The 17,508-nt window shown below is 63.6% G+C and carries 20 protein-coding genes and 1 pseudogene; 7 read left to right on the top strand and 14 right to left on the bottom strand.

What is annotated here, in order from left to right; translation table 11 throughout:
* Window positions 1-13 precede the first annotated feature (13 nt).
* Window positions 14-778: a DUF732 domain-containing protein gene (locus H7K34_RS11620; RefSeq protein ID WP_264062036.1), complete on the bottom strand. Its 765-nt coding sequence runs from the start codon at window positions 776-778 to the stop codon at window positions 14-16.
* Window positions 779-1,061: 283 nt separating this feature from the next.
* Here H7K34_RS11620 and H7K34_RS11615 point away from each other — a divergent pair, with 283 nt between their 5' ends.
* The 4 genes and pseudogenes from H7K34_RS11615 (at window position 1,062) to H7K34_RS11600 (ending at window position 3,031) form a co-directional block, all read left to right on the top strand.
* Window positions 1,062-1,367, top strand: coding sequence for a hypothetical protein (locus H7K34_RS11615; protein ID WP_264062035.1), 306 nt, complete (start codon window positions 1,062-1,064; stop codon window positions 1,365-1,367).
* Between the two features lie 126 nt (window positions 1,368-1,493).
* A complete protein-coding gene (locus H7K34_RS11610; protein WP_264062034.1) occupies window positions 1,494-1,946 on the top strand; it encodes a hypothetical protein in 453 nt (150 codons plus the stop codon).
* Between the two features lie 103 nt (window positions 1,947-2,049).
* On the top strand, window positions 2,050-2,490 hold the full coding sequence (locus H7K34_RS11605) for a response regulator (protein WP_108920425.1): 441 nt from the start codon (window positions 2,050-2,052) through the stop codon (window positions 2,488-2,490).
* 98 nt (window positions 2,491-2,588) lie between these two features.
* A pseudogene (locus H7K34_RS11600) lies at window positions 2,589-3,031 on the top strand (ATP-binding protein).
* 34 nt (window positions 3,032-3,065) lie between these two features.
* Here H7K34_RS11600 and H7K34_RS11595 read toward each other — a convergent pair.
* Together H7K34_RS11595 and H7K34_RS11590 are read right to left on the bottom strand one after the other, a co-directional pair.
* The gene (locus tag H7K34_RS11595; RefSeq protein WP_264062033.1) at window positions 3,066-4,256 is read right to left on the bottom strand and encodes a cytochrome P450; all 1,191 of its coding nucleotides are present in this window, start codon (window positions 4,254-4,256) and stop codon (window positions 3,066-3,068) included.
* Complete coding sequence (locus tag H7K34_RS11590) at window positions 4,243-5,658, bottom strand: ABC1 kinase family protein (protein ID WP_264062445.1); 1,416 nt, start codon at window positions 5,656-5,658, stop codon at window positions 4,243-4,245. The genes H7K34_RS11595 and H7K34_RS11590 overlap by 14 nt, the downstream gene beginning before the upstream one ends.
* A 71-nt stretch (window positions 5,659-5,729) precedes the next feature.
* Between H7K34_RS11590 and H7K34_RS11585 the strand changes: the two genes are divergently transcribed.
* A complete protein-coding gene (locus H7K34_RS11585; RefSeq protein WP_264062032.1) occupies window positions 5,730-6,335 on the top strand; it encodes a TetR/AcrR family transcriptional regulator in 606 nt (201 codons plus the stop codon).
* Here the strand turns inward: H7K34_RS11585 and H7K34_RS11580 are convergent, their stop codons facing one another.
* Window positions 6,336-7,970, bottom strand: a complete 1,635-nt coding sequence (locus H7K34_RS11580; protein WP_264062031.1) for a diflavin oxidoreductase — start codon at window positions 7,968-7,970, stop codon at window positions 6,336-6,338.
* Between the two features lie 445 nt (window positions 7,971-8,415).
* On the opposite strand from H7K34_RS11580, the gene H7K34_RS11575 reads away from it, so the two are divergent.
* A complete protein-coding gene (locus tag H7K34_RS11575) occupies window positions 8,416-8,868 on the top strand; it encodes an SRPBCC family protein (RefSeq protein ID WP_264062030.1) in 453 nt (150 codons plus the stop codon).
* 373 nt (window positions 8,869-9,241) lie between these two features.
* Here H7K34_RS11575 and H7K34_RS11570 read toward each other — a convergent pair whose 3' ends face one another.
* The 9 genes from H7K34_RS11570 to H7K34_RS11530 form a co-directional block, all read right to left on the bottom strand.
* On the bottom strand, window positions 9,242-10,000 hold the full coding sequence (locus tag H7K34_RS11570) for a GntR family transcriptional regulator (protein WP_264062028.1): 759 nt from the start codon (window positions 9,998-10,000) through the stop codon (window positions 9,242-9,244).
* A gap of 128 nt (window positions 10,001-10,128) precedes the next feature.
* A complete protein-coding gene (locus H7K34_RS11565) occupies window positions 10,129-10,899 on the bottom strand; it encodes an enoyl-CoA hydratase (RefSeq protein WP_264062027.1) in 771 nt (256 codons plus the stop codon).
* A 22-nt stretch (window positions 10,900-10,921) separates the two neighbouring features.
* A complete protein-coding gene (locus H7K34_RS11560; protein WP_264062026.1) occupies window positions 10,922-11,854 on the bottom strand; it encodes an MAP_0585 family protein in 933 nt (310 codons plus the stop codon).
* Window positions 11,855-11,905: 51 nt separating this feature from the next.
* Window positions 11,906-12,370, bottom strand: coding sequence for a lipoprotein LpqH (locus H7K34_RS11555; protein WP_264062444.1), 465 nt, complete (start codon window positions 12,368-12,370; stop codon window positions 11,906-11,908).
* Window positions 12,371-12,538: 168 nt separating this feature from the next.
* Window positions 12,539-13,183, bottom strand: coding sequence for a S1 family peptidase (locus tag H7K34_RS11550; RefSeq protein ID WP_264062025.1), 645 nt, complete (start codon window positions 13,181-13,183; stop codon window positions 12,539-12,541).
* Window positions 13,184-13,239: 56 nt separating this feature from the next.
* The gene (locus tag H7K34_RS11545; RefSeq protein WP_264062024.1) at window positions 13,240-13,812 is read right to left on the bottom strand and encodes a nuclear transport factor 2 family protein; all 573 of its coding nucleotides are present in this window, start codon (window positions 13,810-13,812) and stop codon (window positions 13,240-13,242) included.
* Between the two features lie 121 nt (window positions 13,813-13,933).
* Window positions 13,934-14,809, bottom strand: a complete 876-nt coding sequence (locus H7K34_RS11540) for an alpha/beta fold hydrolase (protein ID WP_264062023.1) — start codon at window positions 14,807-14,809, stop codon at window positions 13,934-13,936.
* A 24-nt stretch (window positions 14,810-14,833) separates the two neighbouring features.
* Window positions 14,834-15,004, bottom strand: a complete 171-nt coding sequence (locus H7K34_RS11535; protein WP_264062022.1) for a hypothetical protein — start codon at window positions 15,002-15,004, stop codon at window positions 14,834-14,836.
* Window positions 15,005-15,424: 420 nt separating this feature from the next.
* On the bottom strand, window positions 15,425-16,573 hold the full coding sequence (locus tag H7K34_RS11530; RefSeq protein WP_264062021.1) for a TDT family transporter: 1,149 nt from the start codon (window positions 16,571-16,573) through the stop codon (window positions 15,425-15,427).
* 121 nt (window positions 16,574-16,694) lie between these two features.
* Here H7K34_RS11530 and H7K34_RS11525 point away from each other — a divergent pair, with 121 nt between their 5' ends.
* Window positions 16,695-16,901, top strand: a complete 207-nt coding sequence (locus tag H7K34_RS11525) for a hypothetical protein (RefSeq protein WP_372510766.1) — start codon at window positions 16,695-16,697, stop codon at window positions 16,899-16,901.
* Between the two features lie 23 nt (window positions 16,902-16,924).
* Here H7K34_RS11525 and H7K34_RS11520 read toward each other — a convergent pair whose 3' ends face one another.
* Window positions 16,925-17,449 carry a hypothetical protein gene (locus H7K34_RS11520; protein ID WP_264062019.1) on the bottom strand — a complete coding sequence of 175 codons (525 nt, stop codon included), beginning with the start codon at window positions 17,447-17,449 and terminating at the stop codon, window positions 16,925-16,927.
* Between the last annotated feature and the right edge of the window lie 59 nt (window positions 17,450-17,508).

Genomic DNA, 17,508 nt, shown 5'->3' with positions numbered 1-17,508 from the left:
CTGATGATCGGGTTCACGGGTGGCCGGGGAGGCCGTCCAGACCTCCCTGGATACCGTGCAGATCGTCTTGGATGCCTTGCAGTTTTCCTTCGATGGCCTGCAGATCGGAAAGGGTGTTCTGATACGCCGGCTGCGACTCGTCCGTCATGGAGGGTTGTGACTGCGGGCAGTACGCAACGACGGCACCCGCGGTGACGTCGGCGCTTTGATCGGCGTCCCAAATCGACGATCGCTGCACGAATGCCACCGCATCCGCGAAATTGTGTTGATGTGCCAGGAAATCGCAGACTGCGTGTCCTTGGGCCATCACGTATTCCTGGCTGGGAACCGGTACGCCTTCGTGCTTCAGCGCGCCGATCAAAGCCATGTCGGCCATGTCAATCCGGGGAGCGGGCGGTTTCGGCGCAACCGGCTTGGGCGGCGCGGCCGACGGCGGGGTTTGCGCGGGCTGCTCGGGCGAACTCTGGTGGTGCGCCCCGAACATCACCACCACCGCTGCGAACACAGCTACCAGAGATAACGGCAACGCCGCGAACAGGCTCCAGCGGCGCCGCGCGGCCGGACGCCCGCGAGGCGTGGTTTTCGCTGTCTTGTTGTCGCGCAACCAGGCGTCGGGGACGAACACGACTTCACCCGCCGAAACCGGGCCCCGGTGAGCGATCCCCGCACTGTGGGCCAGCAGCTCGTCGAGCAGTCGGTCGGCCTCTCGAGACGAGGGCTGACCACCCTGGGCAGCGATCCGCCGCAATTCTGACTCGATGGTCTCGCGGTCGCGCACATCATCCAGTTTGCGAGTGTCACGACATTGTGACAAGTCCGAGTCAGCACCAGCGCACGGCGGCGGCATGCATGGTGGCATTTCCGCTGGCCACACCACACCTTTGACTCCGCAGAACCCACCGGGCCCAAGCGAAACGACGCCGCGCCAGTCATGGCTTGTGGGGCGGGCAGCAAACGCTGGTTAGTTGGCTGAACTACGTCTTGAGGCAGCGTGATTCGCCAAACACCCACACAGTGACAACACAGTTAACTCTCGGTTAACGCCCATAGCATGGCCCGCCATGAAGAAGTTGCTTTCTGCGTTGGCGCTGATGATTCCGCTGGCCGCAATGCCCGACGCAATCGCTACGGCTCACGCCGACGCCGTCATCTTCCTTCCCGACTGGCCCAACCATCGCAACCAGACGGAAAAGACCATATGCGCCGCCCTGGCGCAGGGTTGGTCACGCCGCCAGATCGTGAACACTGCGGAAAATGCGAACAATTCCGAGCTGACCGGGCTAGGTTACGACGAAGCAGCAGAGCGCGCCGACGCATACATCGATGCCGCTCGCTACGACGACTGTCCGACGCTCAACGCGAGCTGATCGATCCACGCCTTGGGCATAGCGCCGAGTTTACCCGCACGGCGCGTCGGGTAACTCCCCCTAATGCCGCTGACTCGGTGGGCCCCGGGCCCGTCGGTTCCAGGTTGGGAAAAGAGGGGATTAATTGTGCGGGCCAAACACCGACTGGCCGGATCGCGCAGCCAACGCCGATCACTCGTCTACGGCGCCGCCCCCATTTCCATTCTGTGTGCGGCGAGCTTCGCAGCATGGGTGATCGACACCGAAAAGCCAACGGCACCTGAGCATGTGACTTCAGCGATACCTGCGGCGGCGGCTCCCCAGCCGGTGAGTCAGGAGGGAATCCTGATCGCGGTGTCCGCGGACTCGGTAACCGCGATCAGCGCCAGCGGGTACATCCAAACCTACTTCCTTACCCCTGACACCACCGTAGTCACCGGAGGTTCCAGCCACCCCGTCACCGCCACTTCATATTTCATGGTAAATGACGCAGTCGACATTGTCGGGACCGTCCATGATGGCCGAACCTTCGCCACCAGCCTGACTAACCACAATTTGGGACATGGTGAGGGCCCGCCGATGGATACCATTGCCAGCTAGTAGCTAAGCGCCACAGTCAGATTGGCGCCTAGTGAATAGGGGTACTCCACTTTTCACGGCAAACTCCTCAAGAGTCGCCACGCCCGAAAGGTAAAGCCCAGCAATGACTTCGGCCTATCCGATAGACGTGCTGCTTGTCGAAGACGATCCAGGTGATGAACTGATCACACGAGAAGCGTTTGAGCACCACAAGATCGCCAACCAGCTCCATGTGGCCCGCGATGGCGCAGAGGGCTTGGATTTCCTCTACCGCCGCGGTGAATTCCGCAATGCGCCACGCCCCGATCTCATTTTGCTGGATCTCAATCTACCCAAATTCGACGGCCGCCACGTCTTGGAAACCATCAAATCAGACCCTGAACTGCAAGACATCCCGGTCGTGGTGCTCACCACGTCGTCGTTACAAGAGGACGTCTTGCGCAGCTACAACCTGCATGCCAATGCCTACGTCACCAAGCCTGTCGACCTCGATCGGTACATGGCCGCCATTCGGCAGATCGACAACTTCTTTGTCCAGATCGTGCGGCTACCGTCACGCCGCTAGCTTTGCCTGCCAGCAGGTTTCGCGGCGTGTGATGATCTGTCGCTGAAGCGATACGCGGCCCTGGTTTTTTCCAGGATCGACGGGGTATGCGAAAGCTTATGAGTGTGGAGCTTCAAACAGATTCGACCGCACCGGGCCCGCTACGTTGCGGGGGCGCAGCCGACGCCACTACTGCGTACAAGTTGCGCCATACCCTGCAGAGCTGGCTTCAAGAGGTGCCGCAGGCGTCGGCGGAGGTCGGCGAGGACATCATCCTCGGCGTCAACGAGGCGCTCGCCAACTGCGTCGAACACGCGTACCGCGCTCAAGACACGATCGGCATATGACACTGCGGGCCGGCTACGACCCGGCCGCGCAGACCCTCAGCGTGTGCGTCAGCGATCGCGGAAGTTGGAATCGGCGCTCGCCGCGCCAACCCCACGACCCCCGTGCGTCCCGCGGCATCATGTTGATGCATGCCTTGGCAGACCACTGCACCATCGACTCTCGCCCTGACGGCACCACCGTGTGCCTTGATTACTCTGCAAGCCAACATGATTGATTCGCACGACGGCTGTTCATGCCCGGTAAGTGGGTTATTGACTGTCTTTGAAGGCAATCATCAGGCTCGCGGGCCCACGGATGGCGGGAGTGTCCCGCCATTTCGGCTCGCCACACAGTGCCGGCCGTCGCGCCAGCACGTGTTGCAGCGCCACCGCAATTTCAAGGTGGGCGAGCGCTGCGCCGAGGCAATAGTGCGATCCGTAGCCGAATGTCAGCGGTGCCGGTCCGGGGCGAGCTACCTGAAGTCTTCTGGGCCAGCTGAATACCTCCGGATCGCGGTTGGCGGCACCGATGACGGCGAAGACCAGCTCCCCCGCGTGGATGGCAACGCCGCCCACGATCTGGTCACGCGTGGCGGTGCGCCCCACAGCTTGTACGGGTCCGTCGAGCCGCAGCAACTCGTCGACAAGGCGGTCGTCGATGGTCTCGATCGCGTCGGCGGGACGAACACCGGTGGGCCCGGGCTTCAGGAGGCGAATCATCGCCGAGCCCAACAGGTTTGCTGTTGTTTCGTGTCCGGCCACGGCGATGATCGCCGCCGTGGTGACGACGTCGCCTAATTCGAGGCTCGGGTCGGCGGCGATAAACCCGAGTAGGTCGTCGCGGCTGTGGGTACGGCGGTCGGCCGCCCTTGGGAGAAGCTCGGCGAGCAAAGCCGCGAACGCCGCTGTTCCGGCATCGACGGCGCTGGTGTCTGCGATGTCACTGACCATTGCGCTGATGGCCGGAGATACCTCACCGACCAATCGTGCCGCGTCGACATCGAGGCCCAGCCAGGCCGCGACGACGGCGATCGGTAGTGGTGATGCGATTTCGGTCATGAAGTCGAACTCGACTCCGGTGGGTATGCGGTCGATCGCTTCCGTGGCGATCGCTTCGATGCCCTCGCGGAGACCGGCGATGAAGGAACGGGTGAAGACGTCGCGGACCGAATCGCGCAGTCGCTGATGATCCACGTCATCAGTGAATAAGATATTGCTGCGCAAGATATCTCGATCTACGGCACGAAAGACATCCCGCGACTTGGGGTTCGCCAGCGGGCTGCTCGTCCAGCCGGGTTCGGAGAGGATCTGTTGCGCACAGTGATAGCCGAGGACTAGCCACGCCGACATCCCGTGGTCCCAGACCACGTCGCCCTCACGGCGTCGGCTCTCGTAGTGGGAGAAGGGGTCGGCCGGATCCCACGGCAGCCGCGCCGTCGCCGCGATGTCAGGGGTGGTCATGGTGGTCCAATGCCGACGGTAGTCGGCGCTCGCGGACCCAGGCATGGTGCAGCTTGCCTATTTCAGTGCTCGGCTCGGCTACCCCGTCCATGTCGTCGATGATGGCTCGGGCCGGTGCCGTGGCGCCCAGGCCGGCGCACACGCTTAAGACGGCGAGCTGGAGGCGCGGGCCGAAGACGTAGTCGTCGGGCGAGTTCATGCGATTCAGTGGATGGTCGGCGTCGCCGAGGCCGAATAAGCCGCGAAGGGTGCGCGCCGTGGTCTCGGGTGTGTAGGTCGCCGGCTGGGGTGCCGCGATGACTTCGTAGAGCATCTCCGACTGCCACCGATATAGCTCCTCGGCGGTCAAATCCGAGTCGGCGGCCAGGAAGCCGGCCCGCACCATGAGCTCGCGGTAGTCGTGTTTGCGTCGCTCGATGACGGCACGGGTCATCGCGACCCAGAGCCAACGCTGTCGTTCGGGCAGGACCTTGACGCAGCCGAAGTCCACGAAACCGACGGTGCCGTCGTTGTTGAAGCGATAGTTGCCGGGGTGCGGGTCGGCGTGCAACAAGTTCGCGTGCCGGAAATTGCCTTGGCTGAAGCGAAGGATGGTCTCGGCCCAGCTGTTCTTGAGATCCTGATCGGCTCGTTGCGCTTGCGCCCAGTCCATCCCGTCGAGGTAGCTCATCGTCAAGACGCGGTCGCTGGATGCCTCGGGAATGACGTCGGGCACTCGGATGAATGGGTGACCCCGATAGAGCTCGGCGAACGTCGCGATGACGGTCGCCTCATGCCGATAGTCCACCTCTTCGGAAATCCGCGCCGCCGCCTCCCGCGCCACCGAACGAAAGTCCGGCTTCATTCCCGACGCCGAGGTCAAGAAACGAAGGAACGTCACCAGCAACTCGGTGTTGGCCAGATCCTCGCGGATAGCTTGGGCCACACCGGGATACTGAATTTTCACGGCCACATGACGGCCGTTACGCAGCACCGCCCGGTGCACCTGACCGATCGATGCCGCGGCCATCGGCTCGTCGGCGAACTCACCGAATTGGTGGACTGCTGAACCGAGTTCGGCATCGAGGAGTTCCCGAACCAGCGCGGGATGCATCGGCGGAGCGTCGGCATGCAGCCGGCTCATGGCTTGCTGATAGGGCCAGAACCCACCGGTGCCGACGGCACGGCTGTCGATCATCGACATGATCTGGCCGAGCTTCATCAGCACACCCTTGGAGTGCCCGAGTAATTCGGAGTAGCGCTCGGCAGTGCGCTCGTGAAAGCGTTCGACGGCGTCGTCTTCGCCCGCTCGTCGGCGCAATCCCGCGACGAGTCGGTCCCCGGCGGCCCTCGCGGTGAAGCCCACCAACGGCATGGTGCGGCGGACCCGACCCTGCGGGAGCGGGCTGTCCTGATGCGGCATCTGGCCTCTCACCAAACCCTGCCTAGTAAGTGGTACCTTGTACAAGGTAAGTGATCACTTTGGAGGCGTCAATGACGGCACCCACGTCAACACGGGACCGGCTGGTCGGCGAGGCGATGCGGCTTTTCAGCGCCAAGGGATTCGACGCCACCAGCGTCTCCCAAATCGAGGCCGCCGCCGGACTGGCGGCCGGCTCGGGAGCCCTGTATCACCACTTCAAATCCAAAGAAGAGCTACTGAACGCCGGCATCGATCGCCAGCTGGACCGCCGCCGGGCCATGCGCGATATCCGCAGCCTTTTCGCGGGCCTGGGCGACATGCACGCCGAGTTGACCGTCCTTGGTCGCTATCTGCTCTCGGTTGTCGACGACGAAATCGAGCTGCTGCAGATCGCGGTTCGCACCTCGGCGGGCCGCTCCGCTCGCCTCGATACCGCCTACGCCGCGCTTGTCGAAACTCTTAATTCCGAACTGGCAGAGTGGATTACCGTCTGGGCGCCCGTAATGACCCGGGAACAGGCCACGGTTTTGGCGGCGCTCGGCGTCAACGGTATCCTCGGCGCGCGCTTTGCCACCAACCTGTTTCACCAGCCGCAGGCACAGGTCGCCGACGATCCCTACCTCGCCGAGTGGACCGAGGTGCTGGGTGCCCGCATCCAAGCGATCAGCGGCGACTAGTTAGTAGACATCGCGCAGATAGCGGTGGTTCTTCATTAAGTCGTTGACATACGCGTGCGCGGCGGCGTCGTCCATCCCGCCGCGGCGGGCCACGATGCCGCGCAGTGCCACATCGACATCCTTGGCCATTCGCTCGGCATCACCGCACACGTATACATAAGCGCCGTCTTGCAGCCAGCGAAAGATCTCCGCTGAGTTCTCCCACATACGTTGCTGAACATACTGTTTCGGGTCGCCGACCGCTCCATCGCGGGAGAAAGCCAGGTCAAGTCGGGTCAGCGTGCCGCAGCGGATGAAGGCACCGAGCTCGTCGTCGTAGAGGAAATCGCAGCGGCGCCGCCGATCCCCGAAAAACAGCCACGAGCGACCGGATGCGCCGACGGCCTGTCGTTCCTGCAAAAAGCCACGGAACGGCGCGATGCCGGTACCGGGGCCGATCATGATGATCGGCACGTCGGCCGCCGGCAGCCGAAACGAATGATTGGGGCGCAGCTGTACCCGTACCGCCTCACCACGCTCCGCCAGGAACGTCGAGGCCACGCCGCCATGCCGACGATCGCCGACCGTATAGCGCACCGTCGCCACCGTAAGGTGCACGTGGTCGGGATACACCAGCGGGCTCGAGGCGATCGAATAGTCGCGCGACTGAAGAGGACGCAGGGTGTCGACGACTTCATCGACAGTCAGCTCGCCCAGCCTGATCAGATCGAGCACGTCCTTGCCGTACCACCACGAGCCCGGTGCGGCAACGATGTCGCCGCCCGGCGCGCTTGCCGCGCCCGGGGTTCGGGAGGCGACCAGGCTCTGCAGCGCTCGCGACGGTGTCCGGATCTCGAGGTGTTCGGCGAGCAGCGTGCCGAGCCGCTCGTCATAGCCGGCCACCGCGTGTTCGGGCCCCACACCGAGCTGGCTCAGGATCTCGTCGACGAGAAGTGGATCGTTGCTGGCATGCACGGCGATTGAATCGCCTGTGCGGTAGGCGATCCCGGATCCGAAGAGGTCCATCTCATAGTGGCGGACCTCCTTGTCTGACTCGGTCGTGGTGAGCAGTCGGTTGACCGCGATTCGGGCTTCGAAAAGCGGATGACTGCGATCCCGGCGTGCCGGCTCAGCGGTGTCGGCCGCACGTGGCTCCGGTGCGCTGATGACAGCCGCGGGGGCGGGTTCGGTGTGGTCGGCGGACAGCAGCTTGACCAGATCGTCCGTCCACGCCTCGGCCGCCTGGGTATAGACGCCGTCGACGTCGACACGTTCCACCAGCCGGATGCCGCCCAGGGCCTCCAGCCGCTCGTCAAGCAGGCGCCCAGCGTTGCAGAACAGCTCGTATCCCGTGTCGCCGAGAGCAAGCACCGCGAACCTCAAATGTTCGAGCCGCTCGGCGCCGCCGGCGTTGATCGCCTCCCAGAACAAGGAGGCGTTGTCCGGGAACTCGCCCTCGCCCCACGTCGAACACACGACGATGAAGTGGGACGCGGATTGCAGATCAGCCAGTTCGATCTGGTTGAGTTCGATAGCCGTGGCGCTGACACCGAGAGATTCCTCGGCTGCTTCGGCGAACGACATGGCGGCGTCTTCGGCATTGCCCATGTCACTGCCGAAGCCGACGACCAGCGAGAATTCCGGTTGAGAAGTCATGATCGCTCCCGTTGTTGTCGCGCGCGAGGCTTCGCGTCCCTAAGTTTAGGCTTACCTTAGTTTTACCTAGCTGGCGCCGCAACAACCCCGGCCGCGCATGCACGCGGTCGGCGGATGTCGAGACTAGCTTTTTGCCGCTCTCACGGGACCGCAGCGCATGTGTTGCTGCGGCTCCCCCGTCAGCAGCGGCAGACCGCACACGACTCCACCACCGGCTAGACAGCATCAAGCTCTTTGCAAACCGCAGTTGTCACTTCAATTATGCTGCGCTAGAACGTATTTGGCGACTCGGCCTGTTCCGACTCAGTTTGCGGAGGGGCGGCGTTGACAATCGCCGACCGACGCGACAAAGTGAATACACATTATCGATCGACGCATAGGCGCCGACCGGATGGTCGGGTCAAGAACTACCGACCGAAACACAAACCACACGAGGAGGATCCGAATGCAATTCGCCGAACAAACAGTGCTCGCCAATCCGCTCGGTGCGAAGCCGCTCGATCGACATGACGTGTGGCGCGGTCTCGAGCGGAAAGCGCGCGACGCGGTGCCTTACGTCGCCGCCATCACCAGCTGCAAGATCGTACGGGAATACACCCCCACCTCATTCGATCGCGCGGTCGTCATTCAGGGTGAAGTTTATGTCGAACGGGTGGACCTCGACCCGCCCAACCGCGTGATCTTCACCCGACTCAAAGGCCCCGTGCTCGGCGTAATAACCAACGAAATTCTCGATGGCCCTGAGCACTTGCAGCTTCGGTTTAAGTTCGCGCTTACTTACGCGCCCGGCGCCCAGATGCCCGTCGAAGAGGAGCAGTTGATAAGGGTGATGAGCGCTGACTATTGCGCCGCTGTGAAAACCACATTGTCGACATGCCGTGCGCAGCTTGAGGAGTGAGTCACAGAAGCACTGTGCTGGCGGCGAAAAGCCAAGCGACACAAAAATGTTGCATTAGATCGCCCCGATGGCGCACCGCAGGGTGCACATATGAGCAAGCATCTCCGTTGACCACGCCGGACTGCAACGTATAGGACCTAGCGTGGGCCCGGCATGCTGGCGTTCGTGGCGTCGGTTTACCACAATCGACTCGAGGAGTGGACGAAGTGGGCCACACCGGGATGCCATTGAGTCGAGACAGAGCCTACGGTTCAGATTTCTACACTCAGCGGTCATAGCCGAGTAGAAGCGTTGACCGCCAAGGATTTTGGCCGAAGTCACAACAGATGCTTACCTTGCGCGAGGTGCTGCGCCGCTACGTCCGTTGGGCCCTTCACACGTCCTGCCGCCCTCGGCAGGCCATGTTCAATGCTTCCTGAACCGAAAGGCCTTCGACGTTGCCATCCAAGTCGGCTAACACTCGCAACGCCGTGCTGGCCAGGTGCTGTGCCATTAGCGAACCAGCGTGATCGGGCTGCCCTGCGATAAGTGCGTCAAGGATTCGGATATGTTCCTGCTCGGCGACCTCAAAGGCGTCGGGATGCGTTTGCTGCGCGAACCGCAGATAGCGTTCGCTTCGCTCGGAGTAGGACAGAATAATGCGCGCGAGAGGCTCGCCAGCACGCGCCGTGCACAAACTATGAAAATGTCGGTGCAGCGGTATCCAACTGAGCATTTTGCCATCGCGCTTTGCGGATCGCATCTGACGCAGGCAGCGTTTGGCGTCCTTTGCTTCCTCAGGCGTCAACCGGCCCGCAGTGATCCGAGCGCCCAGAGACTCGAGTGCAATTCGAACCCCGTAGAGCTGATCGACCTCGCTCGCTTCCAAGTCCCGAACTACCGCCCGTTGGTTCCGTTGGACGTCAACCAACCCTTCTTGTTGCAGCATTTTTAACGCTTCGCGAATCGGTATTCGGCTGATCTTGAACCGCCGCGCAAGCTCAGCCTGATTCAATTCAGTTCCAGGAGGGATACTTCCGGTAATGATGAGGCTGCGCAGATGCGTATGCAGTTCCGAACTAGTGGCCCGCGGATCCAAGAACTGGGGCGCCGTCAGCTCGCCCAGCGCGGCCTCATCTATGCGAACAGGCACCTCAGCCCCCTACGCCATAGACGGACGCTACTGGTCTTAGTGATGTTCCCAATCCTCTGCGGCGGCGGCGCTGAGCGCAACACGGCCCAGAGTGTTGGCTTCCGAGCAACGGTCAGGGGCTGCCGAGACTAACTTTCGCCGCTCTTACGGGACAGGAACGCCCGCATGTGTTGCTGCGGCTCCCCCGTCAGGAACGACAGACCGAACTGCTCGATGCTGTCCTCGATCGCCCCGTGAACGGTCATGTCGAACCACTTGTTGAGTAGGCGCTTTTGCTGCCGAACCGCCGACGTGCCGAATCCACCGAGCCTCGTGGTGAGTTCGGCGATGCGACCGTCGAGTTCCTGAGTTGTGACGACCTCGTGCACCAGCCCCCAGCCGGCCGCCGTCTCGGCATCGATCGTTTCACCGGTGAGTAACAGCCAAGCCGAATGCGACGCCCCGATCAGCGCCGGCAACAGGGCCGAATGAATCACCGATGGGATTCCGACGGCCACTTCCGGCATTCCAAATTTGGCCCCCGACTCCGCGATTCGCAGATCACACGAGATCGCGACTTCCAAGCCGCCGCCGAGACACCAACCCGCAAGGCGGGCGATGACAGGAACAGGGCAGTCGCGGATCGCCTCACACAAGCCCGCGAGCCGGCGGATGAAAACCTCGCCGGTGGATCGGTCCAGGGCGGCCATCTCGTTGATGTCGGCTCCACCGATGAACGCCTTCTCACCCGCCCCACGTAGCACCACGACACGGACGTCACTGTCCTGGCTGATCGTGCCGAAGGCGTCGGTCAGCTCCTCGATAGCGGCGCTACCCAAGATGTTGAGCGTCTTGGAATTGATCAACTCGACGACGACCACGCCGTCGTCGCGGCCCAGCCTGACGAATTGTCTTTCCAACTAAGGAATGTCTCTGTTGCCGTCAGTAAAGCGGGACCCACACACCGAAGAACCAGTAACCCCAACCGCCGAACTGCCAGTTGAAGACCGGGACGACGGTGAAGGTGTTGTAGGCGAACGGCCCGAAGTCGGCACGCGCATAAGCCACGTCACGCGGCGGCCCGGCCCATGGACGGTTCCAGCCACCCGCAGGCGGCGGCCCGTTCCAGCCACCCGGAGGCGGCGGGCCTTGCCAGTGTGGCGGCGGGTGGCCCGGAGGCGGGCCGTCGTTCCAGCCCCAGCCCCGTGGCGGCGGCGGAGGCGGCGCACCGTGGCCGACAATGCTGAAACCGACGTTCGAGTCCATCGGACCGCCGACGTCGGCGCTGGCCGTCAGGTAGGTGCCGCGCGGCTGGTAGGGCTCGTGCGGCGGTTGGGTGCTCGGCGCCACCAGCGCCCGGGTGGGCCGCTGTCCGGACGGCGACGTCGTTTGGCTGCCGGCCGGCGTCGTGGTTTGCGCACTCGGCGCCGTGGTGGTCTGTTCGGCCGGCGTCGTCGTTTGGGTGGCCGGCGGAGTCGTGGTCTGCGTGGCCGGCGCGGTCGTTTGGGTGACCGGAGGAGTCGTGGTCTGCGTGGCGGGCGCGGTCGTGGTGGGCGCGCTCTGCGACGCCGTGGTTTGCGGCGCGGTGGTCTGCGGGCTCTGTTGCTCAGTGGTCTGCGGCGCGGCCGTCGTCTGCGGTGCGGCCGTGGTTGTGGGCGCGGCAGTCGTTGCGGGCGCGGCGCTGGTCTGCGGGGGCGCGGTGGTCTCCGGTGCCTGCGGGCTGTGCGGTCCACCCGGCCCACCGTGGCAGCTGCCGTTCGGGCACGGCGGTGGGTCGAGCGGGGCCGAGTTGGCCAACCCCTGGCTCAACATCAACGCGGAGATGCTGAGCCCCGCCGCGACCGCCACCGCGCTAACACGCTTCCTGGAAGACATAGCTGCGTCCCCTCTGGGGCTTGGACCCCGATGATGTCTGGTTGGCCCGCGCTACGGGCAGGTCACGTCCAGCTCGAACGGCTTGGTTACTGCCTGCGGCTGCTGCGGATTGCTCATGTCGGTACCTGTCGCGGTGCCCTTGATGGCGTAGTTCTTGCCGTCCACCGCGGCTCCGGCATTGCTGCCTTGGTTCGGCGCGGCATCGGAGAAACCGAACGCGATGCCGTTGACGTTGCCCAGTCCGACCGCATGAACGATCGGCGGATTGCCGTTGCTGATTACCGCGCCGACACCGGCGCTGGCGTCGCCGATTCCGATATTGATGTTGTCCCCGGCCGGGGTGCACGTGACCGCACCAGTCACGTTCTGCTTTTGGCCGTCCACGATGACCTGCGGGCCCGACGGCGCTGCGGCCGTGCTCGACGCACCGGTATTGGACTTGTTGCTCGAACAGCCGACACAGCTTGCGACCACCATTGCCACGCCTGCCGCGCCGATCACGATCCCACGTTTCAGCGCCCACTCCTTCGTGCTGCTGGTGCCGCTACCTTCGCGTTCGCCTCTGTCAACGCCTACGGACCCTACCGGTCCCCGCCCATTCGTAGGCAAGACACCGCAGCGGCTTGTACCCAATACCCACCACGACGAAACCACCGCTCTGACGCGGCCTTTGCTGAGCGTGCGTCAGGGCAGAATGTGTATTCCCCACTTGCCCAGCAACGGCTGCACCAGAGTGAAGTACGTGGTGTTGTCGTCACCGTCCGGCGAGGACATCAGGATGCCGACGGCACTGACGGTGCCGTCCTCGTTCACCACGTAGCCGGGACTGCCACTGTCGCCATTCAGACTGAAGACGCTGGCTTCGACCACGTTGCCGTCGATGCCGGTGATGGTGCCGCAGGTCTCCGCCGTGACCGCACCCAACTTACAGAACGGCATGCCCATCTTAATCTGGTTGCGGCCCAACACATCTCGAACCGGCTTGGCCCCGACACCACCGGCGGGCGCGCCGACGGCGGGCACCAGCCGGATCATCGCGGCGTCGCGCTTGTCGCCTTCTTTCTCACTGGCGGTGATGGTCCCGAGCGGGACGCTCTCGCCGTAAGTCCAAACCGACCCGTCGTGCGCGCAGCAGTGCCCACTGGTCAGCAAGTAGTAGTCGCCATCGTTGCCCTGCGCCGCGAAACCCGCCGTGCACCGGCCACTTTCATCATCGACCTGCACGCCCGGCGTCGGCGGCACGTCAGCCGCAGCCGTATTCGCAAACACCGTCGCCACCGTCGCCACGGCGACGAACAGGCCCAACCCCCGCAACCGCGCTATACCCACGCCGCTCTCCTTTGTCGGGCCAGGATGCTACCAGCCCGTGTGCGGCTTGACGCAGGTCAGAGCGGCGAACGGAATGCTGTGGTGTCTGTGCTGGCCCGCGCCGCCTTCAGCGGGCGGGTGTAGGAGGGGTCGCTGCGGTCGCGCGCGGCGCCCTTGACGCCGGTGAGCATCGCGACGACTTCCTCGCTGATCAGATTCGTCGAGTCGACGATCCACTCGGCGATACACACCCGGTCCACGATCGCCCAGCGGCCGTCACGTCGCTCGAGGCGGTCGATGTAGCGGCCGCCGGAGACGGTCATGTGGTTGGCCGGTTCGAAGTCTGTCCCGACGAACAGGTAGTAGGTCTCGGCGTGCGCCTCGTCGCCGTCGACTTCCGACGTGTGGTTGAGCAGATAGTGCTGATGCCGCGTCTGCGTGGAGTGGTAGGCGAACGCCCAGTCGATGAAATCCTCTGCAGGGCCCACAAATCCGATGTAATCGTCGACCGCGTCGTCGTGATAGACCGACCGCAACAGCGTCCGGTCACGTCGGTCGATCCCCCGCGCGTAGCGCTGCACACAGTCGAAGATCTCGGCTCGTGCCTCGAGGCGGGCCACCCGGTCGCGCAATTCGACGTCGGTCGTCATCGGCTGTTCCGTTCGGTTGCGCCAACGCTTCGACGCCGGCTGTGGTCCATCGGAACAAATATTAGGGAAAAGGCCAAGGTAAACACAACGACCTAGGCTCAGTTCGCAAAACAGCCCGGCGTTAGCCCCCGTCGACGCGGCGGGACAAGAAATCCAGAACGGCGCCCGCGAAGACGTCGTTTCGATCGCCGGCCACCATGTGTCCGGCACCGCGGACGTCGGTGAACTCGACCTGAGGAAAGCGTGCGAGAAATTCGTCGGCGCGCTCCTGGCTGACTAGGTCGCTCACTTGGCCACGAATCAGCAGAATCGGCACACCGCTGCGCAGAATCGCCTCGACGGCGGTGTGCATGCGATCGGCATCGGTGACCTCAAATGGCGGAAACGCCGCAGTGCCACTGATGAATTGGGGGTCCCAGTGCCAATACCAGCGATCCCCGCGGCGACGCAGGTTAGTGGTCAGGCCATCCAGATCGGTTGGCCGGGGCCGGTGCGGGTTGTATTCGGCGATCGCATCGGCAACTTCTTCGAGTGAGCCGAATCCGGATTCCACCCGGTCGGCCATGAAATTGTGAATGCGATTCGCCCCGGATTGCTCCATGTCGGGCACGATATCGACGAGAACGGCGGCACTGGCGATGCCGGGTGAGATCTCCCCGGCCAGCAGCATCGATGTGAATCCGCCCAGCGAGGCGCCCACCAGCACCGGCTTTTCGGGCAGGCCGCGCAGCACTTCTTGGACGTCGGCGGCAAAGCTGACCACGCGGTAGTCGCCTTCGCTGGACCAGTCGGATTCGCCATGGCCCCGCAAATCGATCGTGACGGCTTGCCAGCCGCGTTTGGCGACCGCCGCGGCCGCCCGGCCCCATGAGCGCCGGGTCTGCCCGCCGCCGTGCAAGAACACGACGGCCCGCGAAAGCGGATCGCCCTGGCGGTCGGCGACGATGCGAACACCGCCCATCCCTGAGGTGGAGAACTGTTCAGGAGCCGTCGTCATCAGAAGATCGTAAGACGACCTCGCTCAGCCGGTGCCACCTGGGGAATCATGTTCGCCGCGAAAGAACTTGGCGAACCGCGCCACGACACGCCCCAAGGGGCTTCCCGGTCGCTGGACTTCCTTGATCTTGTCGTGCGTTTGCTTTCCTTCTCGGGCGTAATCCTCGACCGATTCGTCGCCTTCTTCAGCGCGCATGCGCTACCTCCATTCCTTGACGAGCCGAGTCTTATGTCCGCGCTTGACGGTTCCCTCGGATCGGTTCAGCCTTGCCTACCCGCCGAGCCGGTGTATTAAAACGCTGTCCGGCCACACGTCGCCGGCATAGTTGCAAAACGTTGGGCGCCTTGTATTTACGCACGCGTCAGCATTTTCCAGCAAGATCGGAAAGCTTCACCCGCTAACTACCGACGGCGCGTAGAGTTCCGGTCGACTCTCACGCCGGTTTGATCAACAGGTTACCGTCGGCCGTCGTCACCAAGTAGCTGTTGGCGATGTTGCGGGACATGAAGAATCCATCGCCGGGTCCATCGTCGACCTCCGGTGGGGATGGTCCGACGATAACCTAATATTTGTTCGTCAGATACGGGCGCATCTCGCACCGTGGCGCTTCGTCGGTCAGGACACGTGCTCCTTGCTGGCCTTGATCGGTGCGCTGCTCGGCGGCAGCTTCAGCAGATTGCCGCGCAGGCTGCCCCGCGCCGTGCGGATGGCCACCAACAACCAGGTGAAGAGCAGGCCGGAGTAAGCGATGGCAGCGGCCACCTTGAAGGCGGGCAGGTGCGTGTGTGCGGCGAGTTGCGATGTTCCGGTCACGAAGGTGCCCACCGGGAATGTCAGGCTCCACCATGTCAGAGCAAACGGCATCCCATGACGCAAGGTACGCACCGTGAGTGAGGTGGCAAGCGCGATCCACAACACGGCGAAGCCCCATACCGGCACCCCGTACAGAATTGCGAACGCGTTCATTTCCTCGGCCACGTCATGCTCGACGGCCAGCTTCGCGACCGCACCGAGAAGCCCTGCGGCCGTGATGGATTGGCCAAGGGGGCCCAGCACGATCCACAGTGTCGGCACCCGCGCGGTGCCGGAGGTGCCGTACAGTACCAGCCGGCTCCAGATCATCGCGACGATGTTCAACGACGCCAGCAACGACAACCCGAACATCGCATAGCAACCGTAGAGCATGGTCTGGCGGCCGGTGCCCGCCTCCATATGCGAAAGCAGTAGGGCACCCATCGCGGCCGACACCATCGGCGGAACCACGGGCATCAGCCACCCGCCGAAGGCGGCATCGGGTTCGACGGCGTGCTGGGTGAACATCAGAAACGGAATGCTGACCGCGGTGAACAGCCCGCCCAAGCTGCCCGCTGTCCACAGCACCCAGTCCAGATCGACGGCGATGCGCTCGCCGATCAGGTCCCTGCCGACCACGATCGCTCCGCCACCGACGGTCATCAGCGCCATCGGCGCGGCCCCGTAGAAATGCGCCATCTGCGGATTACGGGCGTGGCCGCGCGCCACCGTCGGGTGGCGTAGCCAATGACCACCGACCAGGACGATCAGCACCACGAGCAGCGCGGCGGCGATGCCCCAGACCACTTCGGCGAATGCGCGCAGCCCCAACACGTGGATCGGTAGCGTGGCACCGCCGATCGCGACGATGCCGGTGCCCATTACCGAGGCGAACCAGTTGGGCCCGATGTTGCCCAGCACCTCAACCCGAGTTTGCGACGGCGGCGGGTTCTCAGGGATTGCACGCGTCATAGCTGTGAGACCTTACTTCCCCGAGATTGCTCGATGTTGCGCTTACACTCCTTCGATGACGAACTCGGTGCAAACGAGGCCCAAAGTGAAAAAAGCCCCCGTCTTGGTCGGAATCGTCGTAATGCTGGTGATCGCAATGCTCGCGATGCCGACCAAACAGAGGTGCGGTGCACCGGGCCTGACGTGTGCGACGGCATTGGACAAGGACGGCTACGCCCACTACTACTACGAGGTTGAACCGGTCGGTGTGTACCTTGCGGAAATCATCACCGGGTCGAATCTTCCCATCTTCTACTATTCCGGCGAGGACCTGGTAAAGGTCCGTTAGCCGTTCGGCCACAACAGCTTTCGTCAACCATGACAGATCTGCAACGCGTAAGTCACCGGCTCGTCAGCCGGCCCGCCGAGCTCAGATGAAACTGTGAGCGCCGGGGTCACGAACTCGTTGTCAATGCCGAATTTCGATAGGTCCAGCGTCATCTCGACGGTGTCGGGTGCTGTGCGGCTGGCTTGGCTGCCGAGGTCCGTGCGGATCTTGGAGCCGTTGGGTGGGAGGCCGCGGATCGTCAGGTCGTCGCTGCCCGGCCGCTGGTTCAGCACGGCGAACGCGGTGCCGTTATTGGCGAGACGGTAGGTCAGTTGGTAGGCCGACGAGGCCGGCAACGGTTCGGCGAAGCGGACCGCGAGCGCTAGCACGTTGGCCCGGGGATGGCTGACACCGACCGAGGCCACGTTTGTCGCGGGTGGCGGGACAGTTCCGGACTGCACCTGGCAAACGAGTCGGTCCGGCAGCCGCGACCAATCATCCCCCGACGGCCGCACCCAGTTATAGAAGCCAACCACGACGACACCCACCAACACCGCCAGGGGCAACACCGTCCGTAGGCCTGGTGGGATTCGCTGCCAGATTCGGCGTAAGCCGTGCTCAGGCGGCT

The organism is Mycobacterium montefiorense, assembly GCF_025823255.1.
GTDB classification, from domain to species: Bacteria; Actinomycetota; Actinomycetes; order Mycobacteriales; family Mycobacteriaceae; genus Mycobacterium; species Mycobacterium montefiorense.
This window is presented reverse-complemented; position numbering and strand designations above follow the sequence as displayed.

Coding starts and splice junctions, on each gene's coding strand:
- H7K34_RS11585 (WP_264062032.1), top strand. CDS start 5,730: ATGACGGCACCCACGTCAACACGGGACCGGCTGGTCGGCGAGGCGATG.
- H7K34_RS11540 (WP_264062023.1), bottom strand. CDS start 14,809: ATGACGACGGCTCCTGAACAGTTCTCCACCTCAGGGATGGGCGGTGTT.
- H7K34_RS11530 (WP_264062021.1), bottom strand. CDS start 16,573: ATGACGCGTGCAATCCCTGAGAACCCGCCGCCGTCGCAAACTCGGGTT.
- H7K34_RS11580 (WP_264062031.1), bottom strand. CDS start 7,970: ATGACTTCTCAACCGGAATTCTCGCTGGTCGTCGGCTTCGGCAGTGAC.
- H7K34_RS11615 (WP_264062035.1), top strand. CDS start 1,062: ATGAAGAAGTTGCTTTCTGCGTTGGCGCTGATGATTCCGCTGGCCGCA.
- H7K34_RS11560 (WP_264062026.1), bottom strand. CDS start 11,854: ATGTCTTCCAGGAAGCGTGTTAGCGCGGTGGCGGTCGCGGCGGGGCTC.
- H7K34_RS11605 (WP_108920425.1), top strand. CDS start 2,050: ATGACTTCGGCCTATCCGATAGACGTGCTGCTTGTCGAAGACGATCCA.
- H7K34_RS11545 (WP_264062024.1), bottom strand. CDS start 13,812: ATGACGACCGACGTCGAATTGCGCGACCGGGTGGCCCGCCTCGAGGCA.
- H7K34_RS11590 (WP_264062445.1), bottom strand. CDS start 5,658: ATGCCGCATCAGGACAGCCCGCTCCCGCAGGGTCGGGTCCGCCGCACC.
- H7K34_RS11535 (WP_264062022.1), bottom strand. CDS start 15,004: ATGCGCGCTGAAGAAGGCGACGAATCGGTCGAGGATTACGCCCGAGAA.
- H7K34_RS11595 (WP_264062033.1), bottom strand. CDS start 4,256: ATGACCACCCCTGACATCGCGGCGACGGCGCGGCTGCCGTGGGATCCG.
- H7K34_RS11575 (WP_264062030.1), top strand. CDS start 8,416: ATGCAATTCGCCGAACAAACAGTGCTCGCCAATCCGCTCGGTGCGAAG.
- H7K34_RS11525 (WP_372510766.1), top strand. CDS start 16,695: ATGCTGGTGATCGCAATGCTCGCGATGCCGACCAAACAGAGGTGCGGT.